Below are 16,109 nucleotides of genomic sequence, written 5' to 3' on the forward strand. Positions count from 1 at the left end.
TACATATTAAAAACATTCAGACAAATAGCTAAAGGTGATATTCCGGCACATCATTGCTATCCCAAGATAAGCTTTTTTCACTTTTAGACTCCGCTTCAGTTAGTCAAGAGCCTGGTCCGCCGCTTGAAGACGACGAGCTACTTCTTGCTCGACTACTACTTTCTACTGATATACTGTTTAGCATTGTTTCAGATTGATACGTAGTTTGTATAGATATGTTATTATCACTGCTTGTTCTGCTATGGGTGAAAAAAATTTCTTCATTGCTGCTATTTGAATGCGATTCCAAATCAGCTAATTCTAACACATGAGCAGTATTATAATAACCGTGATATTTCTTAATACATTTATATGCTATAAACCCTATAATTCCAGCAATACCTATTGTTCCAATCAAAGATCCTCCTATCATTCCTGCCCTATTAGACCCTATAGCAAGTTGAGTAGGCTGTGGTGAAAAAGTAGTTTGAGGAAGTAAAGTTGTGGTAAATATAGGAGTTGTTGACTCTCTTGTTCTAGTACTTGGTATAATAAATACTGTTTGTGTAGTTTTCTCTAAGCTTGTTGTTGGCACAGTTGGCTTCACTGTTACTGTACTTGTTTGAGTCGTTGACTCTGTTGAAGGTTTATTCATCGTAGAAGTCGACGCAACGGCTTCTGTTGTTGGCTCCACTGTTATTGTGCTTGTTTGAGCCGTTGAAGGTTTACTCGTTGTAGAAGTCGACGCAACAGTCGCTGCTGTAGGTTTTACAGTACTTGTCCCAGTTTCCGAAGTTACTATCGGCGCACTAGTTGACGTTGTAGCAACCATGGTCGCTTGTAAAGTAGTAGTTGTTTTTGCTACTGTTGTTGGCTCCACTGTTACTGTACTTGTTTGAGTCGTTGAAGGTTTACTCATTGTAGAAGTAGGTGCAATGGCTTCTGTTGTCAATTTAGTAGTCTTCACAGTGTCGGTTTCTGCTGTACTAGCAATTGCAGCAGTCGACGCTTGCTTAGAAGTCACAACCGTTTCTGTAATAGTTACAGGAGCCACGGTACTACTAGAAATAATATCTGGCGTTAATCGACCGTTAATGATATTAACAAAATCACTGAAAGTTTTGACGCTATTTGCTGGTATTATTGTTACCTTGGAAGGTTTTTCAAATCTTTGATGATTGCAAATTGTGATGTTTCCTTCATTTATTGCAGTTACAATAAAACTGTCTTGACCATTGTTTTTAACATACAATTGCTTTATAGAATCTGCAAATTCACAAACAGTAAAGTTCGATTTTGATCCATTCTTAACAAGACTTGTTAAATGTAATGTTTGTTTATTAGGCGACCGGCCTTCTGCAAGAAAAGCAACTAGATTACCACCTTCAACATACTGTAGAAAATTTATTTCACCTGGATTAGAAGTAATAGATGACGCTGTATTTATTTGACAATTTTTCTTACCAAGCAAACATTCATCTTTCTTTCCACTTTTTAGATCCTCAACCACTTTAGTCATATCAAATTTGAAAATATGTGTTTTTCTCACCTCTTGATCCCCAATAATTTTTCTGCTCACTTGCGAATAAAGCATCGTGTTTCCATTTAATGCCAATTGCCCCTGATTATCAAAATTGAACAATTTTCTTTCTGTAACACCTTTTTCTCCAGTCAATAACTTAAATTTTCCGCTCTCGCTTGACTTTAAGTACCAAGAAACCAAAGTTTGATCCTTTAAGTTATGGGCGATTACAATTACATCACCATTATCAACCTTTGCTGCTCTTGGTTGAAAGTAACTATTGCCCACATTTGCAAGACTACCATTATTAATATTTTTTTGTAATTTTCTTTTATCTAAATGTTCAACTGAAGGAGTATTAACTGATTGTTTAATTCCGTAAGTGTTAAAAGATAAGCCTTTAACGCATTTTTCTCCTTCTTCGCTAATTCCTTCTTCAGGAAAGATAACTCCAACTTTATCTATTTCAGCTGAATCTTCTATTAATGTGAGAGATAATTGATCTTTGAATTCATTTGCTACGCTGATATTTGTACTACATTCGTATGTTTTTGATTGATATAATGGACTAATAAGTAATTTTACTTTACTGCTCCCATTACCATTATCTTGATAGCTGAGTCCGTAAGCAACTCCATTCCCCTCAATTAATTCTATGTTTGTTGGATTAAAACCTATCGCTTCTTTCACTTCCGGTGTATTTGAGTTGATCCCGAGTAATCTTCTTAATATAGACATAATTTTATTTAAAATATTAATAAAAACGCTATTATGATTACCCCTGGTGTTAATGTCAATGAAAATTTTAACTAAAATTAAAAAATTAATACCTTTATAATCTGCAAAGCGAAATATGAGAAATGAGTAGCAGTAAAGAATTCGCAAACTGGGTGGATAAGCAATACCACTCCATAGATAGTATGATACTGCAAAACGCTATTTCTCAAAAAACCAACAATTGCAATCATTGGTTCTACAGGTATAATCTGTTAAATTTTACACGAGTCTTATGAATGATAGAAAAAGAAGAGCAGTTTAGTTTTACATCAGAAAACCTCAAGAAAGTAGGAAAGTTTATAGAGATGTATCCTAAAGGCAGAGAAGGTAGTGCTGTCATGCCTTTACTATATCTGGTTCAAGAGCAATGTGGATGGGTTTCTGAACCTGCTATGCGTTATGTTGCTGATATGCTGCATATTCCACACATTCGTGTATATGAAGTGGCAAATTTTTACACCATGTATAATTTAAAACCAGTAGGCAAATATCTAATACAAATTTGTAGAACAACTCCTTGCTGGTTGTGCAATAGTGAAGAAGTTTTAAATACCTTTAAAAAAAAACTTGGAATCAATATCGGTGAGACTACTAAAGATAATTTGTTCACTTTAAAAGAAGTCGAATGCCTAGGTGCATGCGTTAATGCTCCCGTTGTGCAGATCAATAATGACTTCTATGAAAATCTTACTCCTGAAAAAGTAGAAAACATCATAACAGAACTTTCAGGCAAATAGATGAAAGAAGAATTTGCATTCAAGATAATCAAGCAATCAGGTTCTGCAAAAGTTGGAACAATTAAAACTCAAAATGGAAGCGTAGAAACACCAGCTTTTATATTCTGTGCAACAAAAGCTGCAATTAAAGCTGCAGATATCGAGAGAATTAGTGAAGCAGGTACTCAGATAATACTTTCCAACACCTATCACCTAATGCTTCAACCAGGAGAGAATACTGTTGCAAAACTTGGTGGTTTGCACAAGATGATGGGATGGAATGGGCCAATGCTAACTGACTCAGGTGGATATCAGATATTTAGCTTAGGGCACGGATCAGTTTCGGAAGAGATAAAAGGAATAAGAAAAAAACAAAAAACTTTGATCAAAATTAATGAGGATGGGGCAATTTTTCGTTCTTACATTAATGGTAAAACTTATTGCTTAACTCCTGAAAAATCTATAAAAATTCAACAAAAATTAGGTGCAGATTTAATCCTGGTTTTAGATGAATGCACTCCATTTCACGTAAGCAAAGAATATACAGCAAAATCAATGCTCATGAGCCACAGATGGGCTGAACGTTCTTTAAATGAATTTGAAAAAAACAATAATGGCAAGCAGGCACTGTATGGAATTAGTCAAGGCGGAGTATATCAAGATTTACGTAGAGAAAGTTGTAATTTTATTAACGATTTGCCATTTTTTGGTCAAGCAATAGGTGGATCACTTGGTCAAAGTAAAGAGCAGATGTACGATGTAGTTTCTTTCATTATGGACCATCTGAAAAAAGATAGGCCTACTCATTTGCTTGGTATTGGTGGAATTGTGGACATCTTTCGCGGAGTAGAACTTGGAATTGACACGTTTGATTGCGTACATCCAACTCGTTTAGCAAGACATGGTGGCGCGCTTATCAAAGTAAAAAATAGAGATTCTATTTCTTCAAAGTGCAAAGAACATATTAATTTGCGAAATCAACAATTTGAATTAGATGATAACCCAATTGAAAGTGACTGTCTATGTTTTACCTGCAGAAAACATTCAAGAGCTTATATACACCATTTGCTGAAAGCTAAAGAGCTTCTGGCTCACACGCTCGTTACCATTCATAATGTTTTCTTCATGAATAAGTTAATGGCATCTATAAGGCAGGCAATATTGGATGATAGGCTAGATCAGGAGAAAAATAATTGGATTAGTGAGATACCATTACACTGTGAATTATACACCTAGTTCATATTTTTTCTACGCTTATTTTATATTCCCTAAAACAGAAAAAGCCTTCCTCTTCCTACTCTTTCTTCCTTGGCTAATCCATAGTTAGCGTCTTTTGCACATGTGCGTTGCATTTTTTAATCTTCTTTAAAAACTTGACAATACATGACAACACTGGTATGTTAGAAATATAGTTTTTGTGAGGTATTTATGGTTAGCAATAAAGAAAAGCATCAAATAGCGTTTTGCATTTCAGCCGTTGCATTCTTAGCTGGGTTATCATTAATCGCAACTGCAATTGCAGTGGGTACCGTACCTGCTATAGCTGCTTGTCTAGTGATAGGAGGAATTTTGACTGTCTTGTCTGGTGTGCAAGCAGTAGAAAGCTATTTATTTTTACGAAACAGCGAGAAAACTTTGAATAAACTGATGAGTAATATACGCAATGAATCAGAAAGCAAACTTTTTATAGAAAGGATTTTGCAACCGTTCATTGAACTTCTTAGTGAGCCTAAGCAACATAATTAAAGTACACTAAGCTTTAAGCATAGAAACCACTTTATCGTAACTTGGCAATGATTTAATTTCTCCAATTGCAGCTAGAGTGGTTTTTTCATGCTGAGATAACAATTTTTTTGCTGCTTTTTTTACGTTAGCAGTGGTAACTGCACTAATTTTTTCTATTAATTCATTTTTACTGATGTACCTATTATAGTTACCATAGTAGTGCCCCAATGTTTCAGCACGTGAGCTAACACTTTCGCGTGACATTAAAATTTGGGATTTTATTCGCTCTTTCACTCTATTTACTTCTTCTTCCCTCAGATTATCTGTAGACAGCTTCTTCAACTCTGTCGTCATAGATTTTAAAAGCTTATCTAAGTTACTACTATCTGTGCCAGCAAAAATGGAAAACATCCCTGTATCAGTGTAGCTGGAATTAAATGAATAAACAGAGTAAGCTAATCCCTGCTTTTCCCTTACTTCCTGGAACAGGCGTGATGACATTCCGCTCCCTAATATAGAATCAAGCACTTGAAACGTGTGATATTTATCGTCATAACGAGAAACACTAGGTAGACCAATTAGCAAGTGTACCTGATCTAATTTACGATGTTCTAAATACTCACCACCAGTACAGCTCGCATTTTGGCTTTTTTTCAGCTTTTTAGAATGAATCTTTGAGAGAAAATCTTTGGTTAATGCAACAACTTCTTCATGTTCAACATTTCCTGCAACGGTAAATAGCATATTCTCGCCAAAGTAATGTTCATTTATGTAATTATCTAGATCTCCTCGAGTAAAAGATTTTACAGTACCTTGCGTGCCTAAGATTGACCTGCCAAAAGGTTGATCTTTATAAGCTGCCTCAAAATATTTATCGAAAACAACGTCACTTGGTGAATCATTAGTGTGAAAAATCTCTTGTATTACAACGCCCTTCTCACGTTCCAATTCATCTTCTGGAAACGTAGAATTCATCAATATATCTATTAGTATATCAATACCAGTTTTGATGTCTTTCTTGAGGACTTTTGCATAATAGGTGGTGCTTTCCCTACCGGTGCTGGCGTTGAAAACTCCACCTATGTCATCAAAAGCTTTTGCAATTTCAAATGCAGTTCTTGTCTTCGTTCCTTTGAAAGCCATGTGTTCTAGAAAATGGGATATTCCATTTTGATTTGCACTTTCCGCTCTACTGCCAACACCAACTCGTATGCTTAAAGCTACGGAATCAACATCACGCACCTGCTCAGTTATTATGCGCAAACCATTATCTAATTTTGTTACCTGAGGTGTATTCATCTTATGTATTCTTTTTTAAATTTTCTTCTGCAAAATCCCAATTAATCAAATGATCAAGGAAAACTTTTATGTAGTCAATTCTACGGTTTTGACAATCTAAATAATAGGCGTGCTCCCAGACATCCATAGTGAGTAGTGGCACTTGGCCATAAATTAATGGCAAATCTGCATTTGGAGTTTTGGTGATTTTGAGCTTTCCTTTTTCGAGCACTAACCATACCCATCCACTACCAAATTGGCTTACTCCATGATTGGCAAATTCCCCACAAAACTTATCAAAACCACCGATATCATCTTGAATTTTTTTTGCCAGAAAACCATCGTCTTTAGGTTTACCACCACCATTCTTCTTCATTGAATTCCAATAAAAAGTGTGGTTCCAAACTTGCGCTGCGTTATTAAATATGGGAACTTTATCGCTATTACCATGCACTTTTGTTATTATTTCCTCAATTCTCACATGTTGATAATCTGTATTTTCAACCAGCTCATTGAGTTTATTTAAATATCCTTTATGGTGCTTATCATAATGAAAATCTAAGGTTTTTGCAGATATGTAAGGCTCTAAAGCTGTTTTATCATATGGTAATTCAGGTAAAGTAAAACTCATGACAATCTCCTTATTTTTGACCTACTTGGATGGTATTGTAATATGTGCTCTTGTGCAACATATAATTAATAGCTAAACACTTGTAACCACTTTCTATGCTAGTTTGCTTGTGAGCAACCTGGATCCCAGTGCTCCTTTCTCGTCATCCGAGTAGCCCCTTTTTTGTCATCCCAGTGCGTGACACTGGGATCCAGCTTCTTTTTTTCTAGATTCCAGACTGGAATGACACCTCTCTTGGGCTCTTTTAGCCATGTCATCCCAGTGCGTGACACTGGGATCTCATTTTACTTTATGATGATGTCATGAAAGTAGCTTTCCATCCAAAAGGGTGTCATCCCAGTGCTTGACACTGGGATCCAGAAAACTTAACTCTACATCAAGTAAATGTACAATAAGAACTAGATCCCAGACTGGAATGATGCCCTACTTAACCGTCATACCTCGATTCATTCGCGGTATCCCATCCGCTAACAAGAGATCCCGCTAACACGCAGCGGGATGACGAATTGCTTAACCGTCATTCCGCCACGAACCGTCATTCCGCCGCAGACCGTCATACCGCCGCGGTATCTCTTAGCCGCTAACACGTAGCGGGATGACGGTTGTCGTTTAGCTATAAATGTTTAAGAAATTTACCAAACGAAAAAAAAGGCAAAAGAAACCCCGTGGTGCGAGTTTTGACTCTATATTACTGTAAGTGGCGCTGTAATAATGTGCTAACGCTTAAAATAAGCGCGGTTTGGCTGAATGTAGAAAAAATAAAAAAGACATGCAGCCGCTATAATTTTATGTAATCCGCCAATAAATACTCTGAGTTTTTTACTGAATTTTGTCATTGAGCCTGCAGGTCAAAAACAAGTTTTGAGTCATAAATACCCTTGCTATCATAATAAAGGGGCTGGTGAAGCTTGTCAAGTAAGTTTTTTCGCTTCTGCGGGCTACTTGAATAACGGCTACAATGTTTGTACAATTGTGCGTCATGCGCTGCCGAACACTGGTTTTTATACGGCTATACAAGAAAAATTAAGGCTTAAAAGGAAACTTAAGCAGCTAATAGGGCCTAAGCCTTCTTAATAAAACATAAAAAGCCCCTTTACCACCATGTTTTTTCGTAGCTTGCTGGTAGTATAGAACCATATGCTGGATTTTAGTATCATTTAACCACTTATTTAAGTTATTCTTTATAGTGTCTGTTTTATTTGTTGCACTGCCGTATCCCGTAATTACCAATAAACATCTATTTCCTGCTCGATAATTTTTGATAATAAAATCTATCAATTTACAGTAAGCATCCTCTATACTATAGCCGTGCAAATCGAGCTTATCGCTTATAAAATATTTACCCCTATCAATTTTTGATTTTGTGTTTTGGTCAAGACAAAATGATGAGTGACCATTATTGGTATTAAGAAAATTCCTTTGTAAGTCGGAGGTACCTTTATCAACCATAGACTTTATATTTACTTTATGATCAACTTTCAAAGTAACTTTTCCACATTCTATTGGCTTAACATTTTTTTGCCAATCCAACTCATCGTCCGACATAAACGCATTAATCGAATTGTATAATTTTACAACAATATCCAAACATAGTAAAATATTGCTTATTCTATAAAAACCCGATTTTCGATAATACGATGAAATCGTCAAAAACTAATGAGAATTTTTGGCTGTATGGAAAGCACACCTGCATGTCAGCACTGAAGAATAAAAATAGGCGGTGTGTAGAACTGTTAGTAACAGAAAATTTCTATAGAGAACATGAAAAAGAAATTAGGCAATGTGCAAATAGTAAGGGCATTAAAGTTCGATTAGTAGAAAACAAAATACTTAATGACGTTTTATCTAAAGGTGCTAACCATCAAGGAATTGCTTTAAATGTTGCCCCTATTCTTTATAACTTAAGCATCGAAGAAGTAGCTGAAAGCTCAAACGACAGCTCTACTATAGTCATTTTAGATCAAGTCACTGACACGCACAATATTGGATCAATTTTAAGAACTTCAGCTTGTTTTAATGTCGACGCATTGGTTTTACCACATAATCATTCACCTGGCGAAAATGCATCTATTGCAAAAGCAGCAAGTGGAGCATTGGATATTGTTCCGCTAATATACGTTACAAATATAGTAAAAACTATGCAGTATTTAAAAAAGGTCGGCTACTGGTGTTACGGGTTTGATTGCAATGCTAAAGAAAATATAGATGAAATAAAGAGCTTTGAGAAAAAAAGAGTAATTATTTTTGGTTCTGAAGAGAAAGGAATGCGGAGGTTAGTTAAAGAAAATTGTGATTATCTTTTAAAAATCCCAATGTCAAACGTAATTGACAGCTTAAATGTCTCAAATGCAGCAGCAATAGGTCTATATTCTATTTATATTAAAACAAATGCCAGCGCATAGCTGTTTATAATAAAAATACTTGATAAAAATGTGGTTTTATATTATAATGTGTTAAATAATGGACAAAAGGAGTTATATTTATGTCTTACATGAGAAATGAACAGGATATCCGCTCTCAGGGCGTTTATTATAGCGCTGGGCTCAGAAGTTACCTAACTAAAGTATATAACTACATGGCTTTAGCTTTAGGCGTTACAGGGCTTGTTGCGTTTCTAACGGTATTTTCTGGTCTTTTTCAGGTAATTCACTCTAATCCTGTTCTGTCGCTTGTGATAATATTCTCTCCAGCTGCATTGGTGATCTATATGCGGTATAGAATTCAACACCTAAGTGCTCAGTCTGCCGTTACTATATTTTTCTCGTTCTCAGTGTTAATGGGGCTTTCCTTATCTTATATTTTTATAGTTTATACTGCAGAAAATATAGCAAGAGCGTTTTTCATTACATCAATTATGTTTGGCTCTATGGCTTTATATGGTAATACCACAAAGAGAGATCTTACAAGTATGGGCTCTTTCTTGATTATGGGAGTCTTGGGGATAATTATAGCATCCATAGTAAATTTATTCCTTGGAAGTAGTCCTCTCTACTTTGCAATATCGTTCATATCAGTAATAGTATTTACTTTGCTGACTGCATATGATTCTCAGAGAATCAAAGACGTTTATTATAGATATAATGATGGCTCAGAAGTTGCCACTACTAAATTGTCAATACTGGGTGCAACTGATCTTTATTTTAACTTTATTAACATATTTCTCAATCTACTCAGGTTACTTAACTTGTTCAATAATAGGGACTAGATGTTTTCCTTTTTAAGGAAAGGTAGTAAGAATTCTATAGTTTTCTTTTTAATATCTTTAGTCATGTTGATGCTATGTCTTGCATATGCATCGGTGCCACTATATAGCATTTTCTGTAAAGCTACCGGGTATGGTGGCACAACAAGAAAAGTAACTAATGCAACAATAAGTGCAACTGACCAAAAAATCAGGGTCCACTTCAATGCTGATATAATGTCCGATCTACCTTGGGAATTTAAATCAGAAACTAACTACGTTGATGTAAACATAGGAGAACAAAGTTTAGCATTTTATTACGCAAAAAATCTATCTGATCAGCCTTCATTTGGAATGGCGGTGTATAATGTTACGCCTTTCAAAGCAGGTAAGTATTTCAATAAAATTGCATGCTTTTGTTTTGAAGAACAAATGTTGCTACCAAAACAAAAAGCAGCTATGCCCTTATCTTTCTATATAGATCCTGAGATAATGCTTGATAACAACACAAAAGATTTGAGCGAAATAACACTATCATACACATTTTTTAAGCTTAAATAACAAACTTTTTCCTATTGTCCACTCAAGCAGCGTGAGCTATAGCTAAACTGACTTAGATTTACCGACAATTTGAAAAACTGTCATTCCGCTACCCGTTAGCGGGATCCATGGGATACCGCGGCGGTATGACGTGTTGAAACAATCCGATAAGGTAAACCTAGTCATCCCGCTACTTGTTAGCGGGATCTATGCTTTGAGATACCGCGGCGGAATGACGGTTCGTGGCGGTATAACGGTTTGCGGCGGAATGACGGTTAAGCAATTCGTCATCCCGCAGCGGGATCTCTTGTTAGTGCCGCGGCGGTATGACGTCTTAGTATAGATTACCTGATTCACCATCTTTCCAGTTGTTTTATATATAATTCTCGGATTTTGAAAGTTCACTTTGAATAAATTGCTCATATTCTCTATCCTCTAGTTCTTCAAAAATCTCTGGATGTTGGTCACCTAGACGAACAATTATTGAAATGAGCTCTTTGTCTGTTTTTTTAAGTAAAAACCTTTCAAGGAGAGTTTGTTCATCAACATATCCCGGGCACATAGATGATCGATACTCCTTTCTGTCAAGATCAATCAAAGCAAAACCCGTTGCAGCCATATGCTTGCACGGACCATAATACACAAATGCAGGACAGGAACACTTTCCACTAAAGAATGGACCATCGCATTCTAGTTTTACCCGATATACACTTGATCCAACTACCTCTGATTTAGCGTGAGATTTGTTGATAGATACGTTTCGTACTTTTCCTTTGTTGAAATAATCTCTTCCACTAGAGAGGTAAGATTCTTTAAGAAGATTTTTGATATCTTTATAATATAATCTCATTTTAGCCTCCTTATTTCATATATAAAGCCCTCAATTTTCTAATATACCCTTTCTTCCATAAAAATTTATTAACCCACCACGACTTTAATATGGCGCTTCTTTCCTGCAGATAATTTTATAAATGACTGACCTTTAAAGCTCTCAGAATTTATTATGTAGTTAACATTGTTTATAATATTATCATTAACTTTGCACCCATTGCCCTGTATTAAACGCTTTGCAGCGCCTTTTGAAGGTTCAAAATCGGTGTCATGCAGTAGGTCTACTAAGGATATGCCGCTTGCAACTTGTTCTTTTTTTATGATGTAATCAGGAAGTAGTGAGCTATCTTCATTCTCAAAAGCAGAGACTGCAGCAGATAGTGCGAGTGCCGCTTCTTTGTCACCATGACATATTTTTGTCACTTCTGTTGCCAAGACCTTTTTTGCTTCATTTATTTCCTGATCTTTTAAGGATTCTAACTTTTTGATCTCATCAATTGACACATCAGTGAGCAATCTCAAAAAACGTCCAACATCTTGATCATCAACGTTGCGAAAATATTGCCAGTAGTCGTAAGGCTTTAGCATATTATCATCAAGCCACACTGCTCCACTTTCAGTTTTGCCCATTTTTACCCCTTGAGCATTCAATAAAAGAGGGGTGGTAAGGCCAAACAGCTCAGGTAAATTCAACTTTTTTCCAAGCTCAATTCCATTTACTATATTTCCCCATTGGTCTGACCCTCCAATCTGCAGACGACAGCCATGCTTTTTATTCAACTCAACAAAATCATAAGCCTGCAATAGCATGTAATTAAATTCTAAGAAGCTTAAGGTTTGCTCTCTATCCAGCCTAGTTTTCACACTATCAAAACTTAGCATGCGATTTACTGAAAGATGTATTCCTATATCACGCAAAAAGTCTATATATTTTATACTATCCAGCCAGTCTGCGTTATTTACTATAACTGCACCAGTCTTTCCATCATCGAAAGATATCATTTTCTTCAATGTTTTCTTTATACTAGATATATTTTCGCTAATATCCTTGATAGATAAGAAGCTTCTTGCTTTATCCTTACCGGATGGGTCGCCGATTTTCGTTGTGCCACCTCCAAGTAAAACTATCGACTTGTAACCAAATTTTTGTAGGTGGCGGAACATCATAATATGCATTAGATGACCAATATGAAGACTTGGTGCTGTGCAATCAAACCCAATGTATGCGACTATATGATTATTTTCGGATAATAGCTGATCTAACCCTTCAATATTTGTACATTGGTATAGGTACCCTCTTTCTTGGATAAAATTTAAAAACTCGGACTTGTGTTTCATAATCTTTTTAGTATGTTATTTTATATGTGAACATTGTCATTGAAGATATCGATGATGATGTCATTCCAGCGTGTGACGCTGGAATCCAGTTTTTCATGCAATTTCATCAAAAACGTTGTATAGTGTGCTCGTTTATAATTAAGTTTTCTGGATCCCAGTGTCAAGCACTGGGATGACACCTTTTCTTGGGGAGCTATCCTAAAGGTGCGATACTTATACAGTTGTACTTGAATGGCCCAGGCAATCAGTTCCATAACTCTTCTATTTTATAGTACTCCCTTACTTCTGACCTGAATATGTGAACCATTATGCCTTGAAAATTCAAAATCACCCAATTGCCTTCATCCATACCTTCTACATCTATTTTATCATGTCGCTCGAGACTTTTTATTACGTGTTCAGCTAACGCTTTCACATGGCGACTTGAATCACCAGATGTAATAATCATATATTTTGCAATAATGGTTCTATTCTGCACATCGAAAGTAACTATATCGTGACCTTTATTTTGATCTATTATATTTACAATCATGCTTTTTATTGATTCTGTATCACTGGATACATTAGTCATCATCTTAAATTATTTAATTTACTTATAATTATACACTCAAAATCTCTAAATATGAAATATTTTCAACGCAACTGTTCGTTAAAGGTATTACCTGCATCTATTTTATTACCATGTTTTTAGCATGTACAATGTATATACTTTTTATATAATTGAGAATAGCTTTTTACTAATATTCATTATGGGCAAGACTCTCATCTACTTAATCGGCTTTCCAGGCAGTGGTAAATTTACTACTGCAAAGGAACTGTGTAAAATCATTAGTGCAGTGATAGTAAGCAATAATCTATTCGATAATATTATATTTGATATTGTTAAATTACAAGATGCTGAAGTTCCAGATGATCTGTGGGAAAAGATTTTTGCAGTCAGAGAAAATATGTTAGCAATACTGGAAAAACACTACATAAAATCAAAACATTATATATTTACAAATGAATTGATAGAGGGTGATTCCTATGATCAAAAATTGTACAACTCAGTGGTAAATTTAAGTAAAAAAATGGGCGTAAAAATTTTTCCTGTAGTATTACATTGTAATAATGAGGAACTAGTAAGACGTGTTCAATCAGAAGAAAGGCACCAGGAAAATAAAATTACTGATTCGGATTTTGCTATGAAAAAAATTGAGGGGAAAAGGCTATTTATACCTGAAGCTACACTTGAAATTGGTAACTCAAACTTAAGTGCAAAGGAAGTTGCAAAGAAAATTGTTGAAGAGATGAAGAAAGAAAAAAATGGAAAATTAACTAAAACTTCTGTAACAAATCATTTAAAAACAGAGCGTACTCGTGGTTGAGCAGAAAGATAAGTATCGTCCTTGTGTTGGCATAATGCTATTTAACAGACAAGGACATGTCTTCATTGGAAAACGCTTTGATAGCGACTCTTACTGGCAGATGCCACAAGGAGGTGTTGATGATGGTGAGAAACTGGAACAAGCAGCGTTACGTGAGTTGCTAGAGGAAGTTGGCACTAATAAAGTAAAGGTTATAACTAAAAGCAAGGATTGGATATACTACAACTTGCCTGAAGAAGTTATACCAATATGCTGGAATGGAAAATATTCTGGTCAAAAGCAAAGGTGGTTCTTAATGAAGTTTTGCGGAGAGGATAAGGATATTGATATTAATTATACTGATCATCCAGAGTTCAAAGAGTGGCGTTGGCAAAGTACAGATAGTTTAGTAGCCAGTGCTATATCATTTAAAAAAGAAGTTTATAAAACAGTGATAGAAGAGTTTTCTTCTATAATAAAAGCCTCAACAATAAGCTCATGATAGTAGATTCTCATTGCCACTTGATTTATTTTTCCGATGATGAAATACCAAAAGTAATTTCAAGGGCAGAGAAAAATGGTGTAAAGGTTTTGCATAACATATGCGTAAGCATTGACGATGTCCCTAAGTTATTAAAAATTTCTTCATCCTATGATCAAATCTACTCCTCTGTTGGTATACATCCGCTTGATGCTGCTATAGAAAACGGTGAGTGTATACATATTGATGAATTAGTTGAATTGACCAAGAACCAAAAGGTAATTAGTATCGGTGAAACCGGGTTAGATTTTTATAGATCTGACAACAAAGACAATCAGAAAAAAAGTTTTGCATTGCATATAGAAGCGTCAAGAATAACTGGACTACCTTTAGTTATTCACACAAGAAGCGCTGATAATGAGATGATCGATATGTTAAGGTCAGAAATGAAAACTGGCACTTTTGGTGGAGTAATGCACTGCTTTGCTTCCTCTAAAGAGCTTGCTTATCAATCTATAGATTTAGGGTTATATATTTCATTTTCTGGAATTATTACTTTTAAAAATGCGAGCTTACTCAGAGAAATTGCACAAAATGTACCACGCGAACTTGTTTTGGTTGAAACTGATGCACCATATCTATCACCTGAGCCTTATAGAGGAAAAAAGAACGAACCAGCAATGGTAAAATATGTTGTGGATTGTTTGGCAGAGTTATGGAATGAGTCATCCGATAAAGTAGCAGAAATAACCACAAGCAACTTTTTTAGGCTGTTTACGAAACTTGAGCTACAAGGAAATTCTATAAAACCATTGATTTGCTTATGAGCCTAAATAGTTCTTTCACTGCATTCACAGATTTATCAAACATTTCTTGTTCACTATCATTCATTTTAACTTCTAGGACCTTTTCAACTCCATTTTTTCCAATAATTACAGGAACACCAATAAACAAATCTTTTACACCATATTCACCATTAAGGTAAGCAGCACATGGTAATATACGCCTTTTATCTTTTAAATATGACTCTAACATGCATATAGCTGAAGATGCAGGAGCGTAGTATGCAGATCCAGACTTAAGCAGATCAACTATTTCTTTACCGCCATTGCGAGTGCGTTCAACTATTTCATCGACTTTTTTCTGTGTGATAAGACCCATATCGATAATTTGAGTAAGTGGAATGCCAGCGATAGAAGTGCAATTAATGAGTGGTACCATAGTGTCACCATGTCCTCCAAGCACAAAAGCAGATATATCTTCAACTGAAATATTTAATTCACTTGCAAGGAAATAACGAAAACGGGAGGAATCAAGCACTCCTGCCATTCCAACAACCATATTAGCTGGAAGGTTTGAAAATTTATGCACCACTGAAACCATGGCATCCAGAGGGTTGGTAACCACTATTACAAATGCATTTGGAGAATACTTCTTAATATTTTCACCAACTTCCTTCATTACTTTAGCATTGGTTTGCAGGAGGTCATCCCTGCTCATTCCAGGTTTTCTAGCAATGCCCGCTGTTATGATGATTGCATCAGAATTTTCTATATCTTTGTATTGATTAGTTCCAGTTAAACCAGAATTAAATCCATCAATAGGGGATGATTCTGCTATGTCGAGAGCTTTACCTTGCGGTATTCCATCACTAATATCAAGTAAAACAACATTGCCGAGTTCCCTTAGTGCAATCATATGGGCAAGAGTTCCACCGATATTTCCTGCACCGATTAAAGATATTTTTTTTCTTTGTACTGTCAT

The 16,109-nt window shown here is 35.6% G+C and carries 21 protein-coding genes; 11 read left to right on the forward strand and 10 right to left on the reverse strand.

Annotated features, from left to right (window positions below; translation table 11 throughout):
- Positions 1-103: 103 nt before the first annotated feature.
- Complete coding sequence (locus NHG98_RS01805) at positions 104-2,239, reverse strand: hypothetical protein (protein WP_096676681.1); 2,136 nt, start codon at positions 2,237-2,239, stop codon at positions 104-106.
- Positions 2,240-2,514: 275 nt separating this feature from the next.
- Between NHG98_RS01805 and nuoE the strand changes: the two genes are divergently transcribed.
- From nuoE to NHG98_RS01820, 3 genes are all read left to right on the forward strand, one after another.
- A complete protein-coding gene (gene nuoE / locus NHG98_RS01810) occupies positions 2,515-3,015 on the forward strand; it encodes an NADH-quinone oxidoreductase subunit NuoE (RefSeq protein WP_096616588.1) in 501 nt (166 codons plus the stop codon).
- A complete protein-coding gene (gene tgt / locus NHG98_RS01815) occupies positions 3,016-4,230 on the forward strand; it encodes a tRNA guanosine(34) transglycosylase Tgt (protein ID WP_096616590.1) in 1,215 nt (404 codons plus the stop codon).
- A gap of 192 nt (positions 4,231-4,422) precedes the next feature.
- Positions 4,423-4,740, forward strand: a complete 318-nt coding sequence (locus tag NHG98_RS01820) for a WD_0736 family protein (RefSeq protein ID WP_096616592.1) — start codon at positions 4,423-4,425, stop codon at positions 4,738-4,740.
- Between the two features lie 6 nt (positions 4,741-4,746).
- On the opposite strand, the gene NHG98_RS01825 is transcribed toward NHG98_RS01820, so the two are convergent.
- The 3 genes from NHG98_RS01825 to NHG98_RS01835 form a co-directional block, all read right to left on the reverse strand.
- On the reverse strand, positions 4,747-6,018 hold the full coding sequence (locus NHG98_RS01825) for a M16 family metallopeptidase (RefSeq protein ID WP_096616594.1): 1,272 nt from the start codon (positions 6,016-6,018) through the stop codon (positions 4,747-4,749).
- 1 nt (position 6,019) lies between these two features.
- Positions 6,020-6,628 carry a superoxide dismutase gene (locus NHG98_RS01830; RefSeq protein ID WP_096616597.1) on the reverse strand — a complete coding sequence of 203 codons (609 nt, stop codon included), beginning with the start codon at positions 6,626-6,628 and terminating at the stop codon, positions 6,020-6,022.
- A 98-nt stretch (positions 6,629-6,726) separates the two neighbouring features.
- Positions 6,727-6,885 (reverse strand): hypothetical protein, encoded by a 159-nt coding sequence (locus tag NHG98_RS01835; RefSeq protein WP_259245487.1) that lies wholly within the window; start codon positions 6,883-6,885, stop codon positions 6,727-6,729.
- Positions 6,886-6,956: 71 nt separating this feature from the next.
- Between NHG98_RS01835 and NHG98_RS01840 the strand changes: the two genes are divergently transcribed.
- A complete protein-coding gene (locus NHG98_RS01840; protein ID WP_259245488.1) occupies positions 6,957-7,115 on the forward strand; it encodes a hypothetical protein in 159 nt (52 codons plus the stop codon).
- 563 nt (positions 7,116-7,678) lie between these two features.
- Here the strand turns inward: NHG98_RS01840 and NHG98_RS01845 are convergent.
- Positions 7,679-8,173 carry a Smr/MutS family protein gene (locus tag NHG98_RS01845; RefSeq protein ID WP_096617300.1) on the reverse strand — a complete coding sequence of 165 codons (495 nt, stop codon included), beginning with the start codon at positions 8,171-8,173 and terminating at the stop codon, positions 7,679-7,681.
- 92 nt (positions 8,174-8,265) lie between these two features.
- Here NHG98_RS01845 and rlmB point away from each other — a divergent pair, with 92 nt between their 5' ends.
- From rlmB to NHG98_RS01865, 4 genes are all read left to right on the forward strand, one after another.
- Positions 8,266-9,030 carry a 23S rRNA (guanosine(2251)-2'-O)-methyltransferase RlmB gene (rlmB, locus tag NHG98_RS01850; protein WP_096617302.1) on the forward strand — a complete coding sequence of 255 codons (765 nt, stop codon included), beginning with the start codon at positions 8,266-8,268 and terminating at the stop codon, positions 9,028-9,030.
- 80 nt (positions 9,031-9,110) lie between these two features.
- Positions 9,111-9,833 (forward strand): Bax inhibitor-1/YccA family protein, encoded by a 723-nt coding sequence (locus tag NHG98_RS01855; protein WP_096617304.1) that lies wholly within the window; start codon positions 9,111-9,113, stop codon positions 9,831-9,833.
- Positions 9,834-10,370, forward strand: coding sequence for a cytochrome c oxidase assembly protein (locus NHG98_RS01860; protein WP_096617306.1), 537 nt, complete (start codon positions 9,834-9,836; stop codon positions 10,368-10,370).
- A gap of 130 nt (positions 10,371-10,500) precedes the next feature.
- Positions 10,501-10,692, forward strand: coding sequence for a hypothetical protein (locus NHG98_RS01865; protein ID WP_259245489.1), 192 nt, complete (start codon positions 10,501-10,503; stop codon positions 10,690-10,692).
- 30 nt (positions 10,693-10,722) lie between these two features.
- Here NHG98_RS01865 and NHG98_RS01870 read toward each other — a convergent pair whose 3' ends face one another.
- The 4 genes from NHG98_RS01870 to rsfS all read right to left on the reverse strand — a co-directional run bounded on the left by NHG98_RS01870 (position 10,723) and on the right by rsfS (position 13,089).
- Positions 10,723-11,199 (reverse strand): SWIM zinc finger family protein, encoded by a 477-nt coding sequence (locus tag NHG98_RS01870; RefSeq protein ID WP_259245490.1) that lies wholly within the window; start codon positions 11,197-11,199, stop codon positions 10,723-10,725.
- A gap of 68 nt (positions 11,200-11,267) precedes the next feature.
- A complete protein-coding gene (gene tyrS, locus NHG98_RS01875) occupies positions 11,268-12,518 on the reverse strand; it encodes a tyrosine--tRNA ligase (protein WP_096617308.1) in 1,251 nt (416 codons plus the stop codon).
- A 20-nt stretch (positions 12,519-12,538) separates the two neighbouring features.
- The gene (locus NHG98_RS01880) at positions 12,539-12,772 is read right to left on the reverse strand and encodes a hypothetical protein (RefSeq protein ID WP_096617310.1); all 234 of its coding nucleotides are present in this window, start codon (positions 12,770-12,772) and stop codon (positions 12,539-12,541) included.
- Entirely contained in the window at positions 12,763-13,089 is a 327-nt protein-coding gene (rsfS, locus tag NHG98_RS01885; RefSeq protein ID WP_096617312.1) for a ribosome silencing factor, read from the reverse strand. The genes NHG98_RS01880 and rsfS overlap by 10 nt, the downstream gene beginning before the upstream one ends.
- Before the next feature lie 178 nt (positions 13,090-13,267).
- Between rsfS and NHG98_RS01890 the strand changes: the two genes are divergently transcribed.
- The 3 genes from NHG98_RS01890 to NHG98_RS01900 are packed head-to-tail and all read left to right on the forward strand — an operon-like array spanning position 13,268 to position 15,172.
- Positions 13,268-13,885 carry an ATP-binding protein gene (locus NHG98_RS01890; protein WP_259245491.1) on the forward strand — a complete coding sequence of 206 codons (618 nt, stop codon included), beginning with the start codon at positions 13,268-13,270 and terminating at the stop codon, positions 13,883-13,885.
- Between the two features lie 34 nt (positions 13,886-13,919).
- The gene (locus NHG98_RS01895) at positions 13,920-14,366 is read left to right on the forward strand and encodes an RNA pyrophosphohydrolase (protein ID WP_410543657.1); all 447 of its coding nucleotides are present in this window, start codon (positions 13,920-13,922) and stop codon (positions 14,364-14,366) included.
- Positions 14,363-15,172: a TatD family hydrolase gene (locus NHG98_RS01900; RefSeq protein ID WP_096617318.1), complete on the forward strand. Its 810-nt coding sequence runs from the start codon at positions 14,363-14,365 to the stop codon at positions 15,170-15,172. The genes NHG98_RS01895 and NHG98_RS01900 overlap by 4 nt, the downstream gene beginning before the upstream one ends.
- On the opposite strand, the gene mdh is transcribed toward NHG98_RS01900, so the two are convergent.
- On the reverse strand, positions 15,147-16,109 hold the full coding sequence (gene mdh, locus NHG98_RS01905) for a malate dehydrogenase (protein ID WP_096617320.1): 963 nt from the start codon (positions 16,107-16,109) through the stop codon (positions 15,147-15,149). The two genes, NHG98_RS01900 and mdh, sit on opposite strands and share 26 nt — an antisense overlap.

The organism is Wolbachia endosymbiont of Aedes albopictus, from assembly GCF_024804185.1.
Classification (GTDB): domain Bacteria; phylum Pseudomonadota; class Alphaproteobacteria; order Rickettsiales; family Anaplasmataceae; genus Wolbachia; species Wolbachia pipientis_B.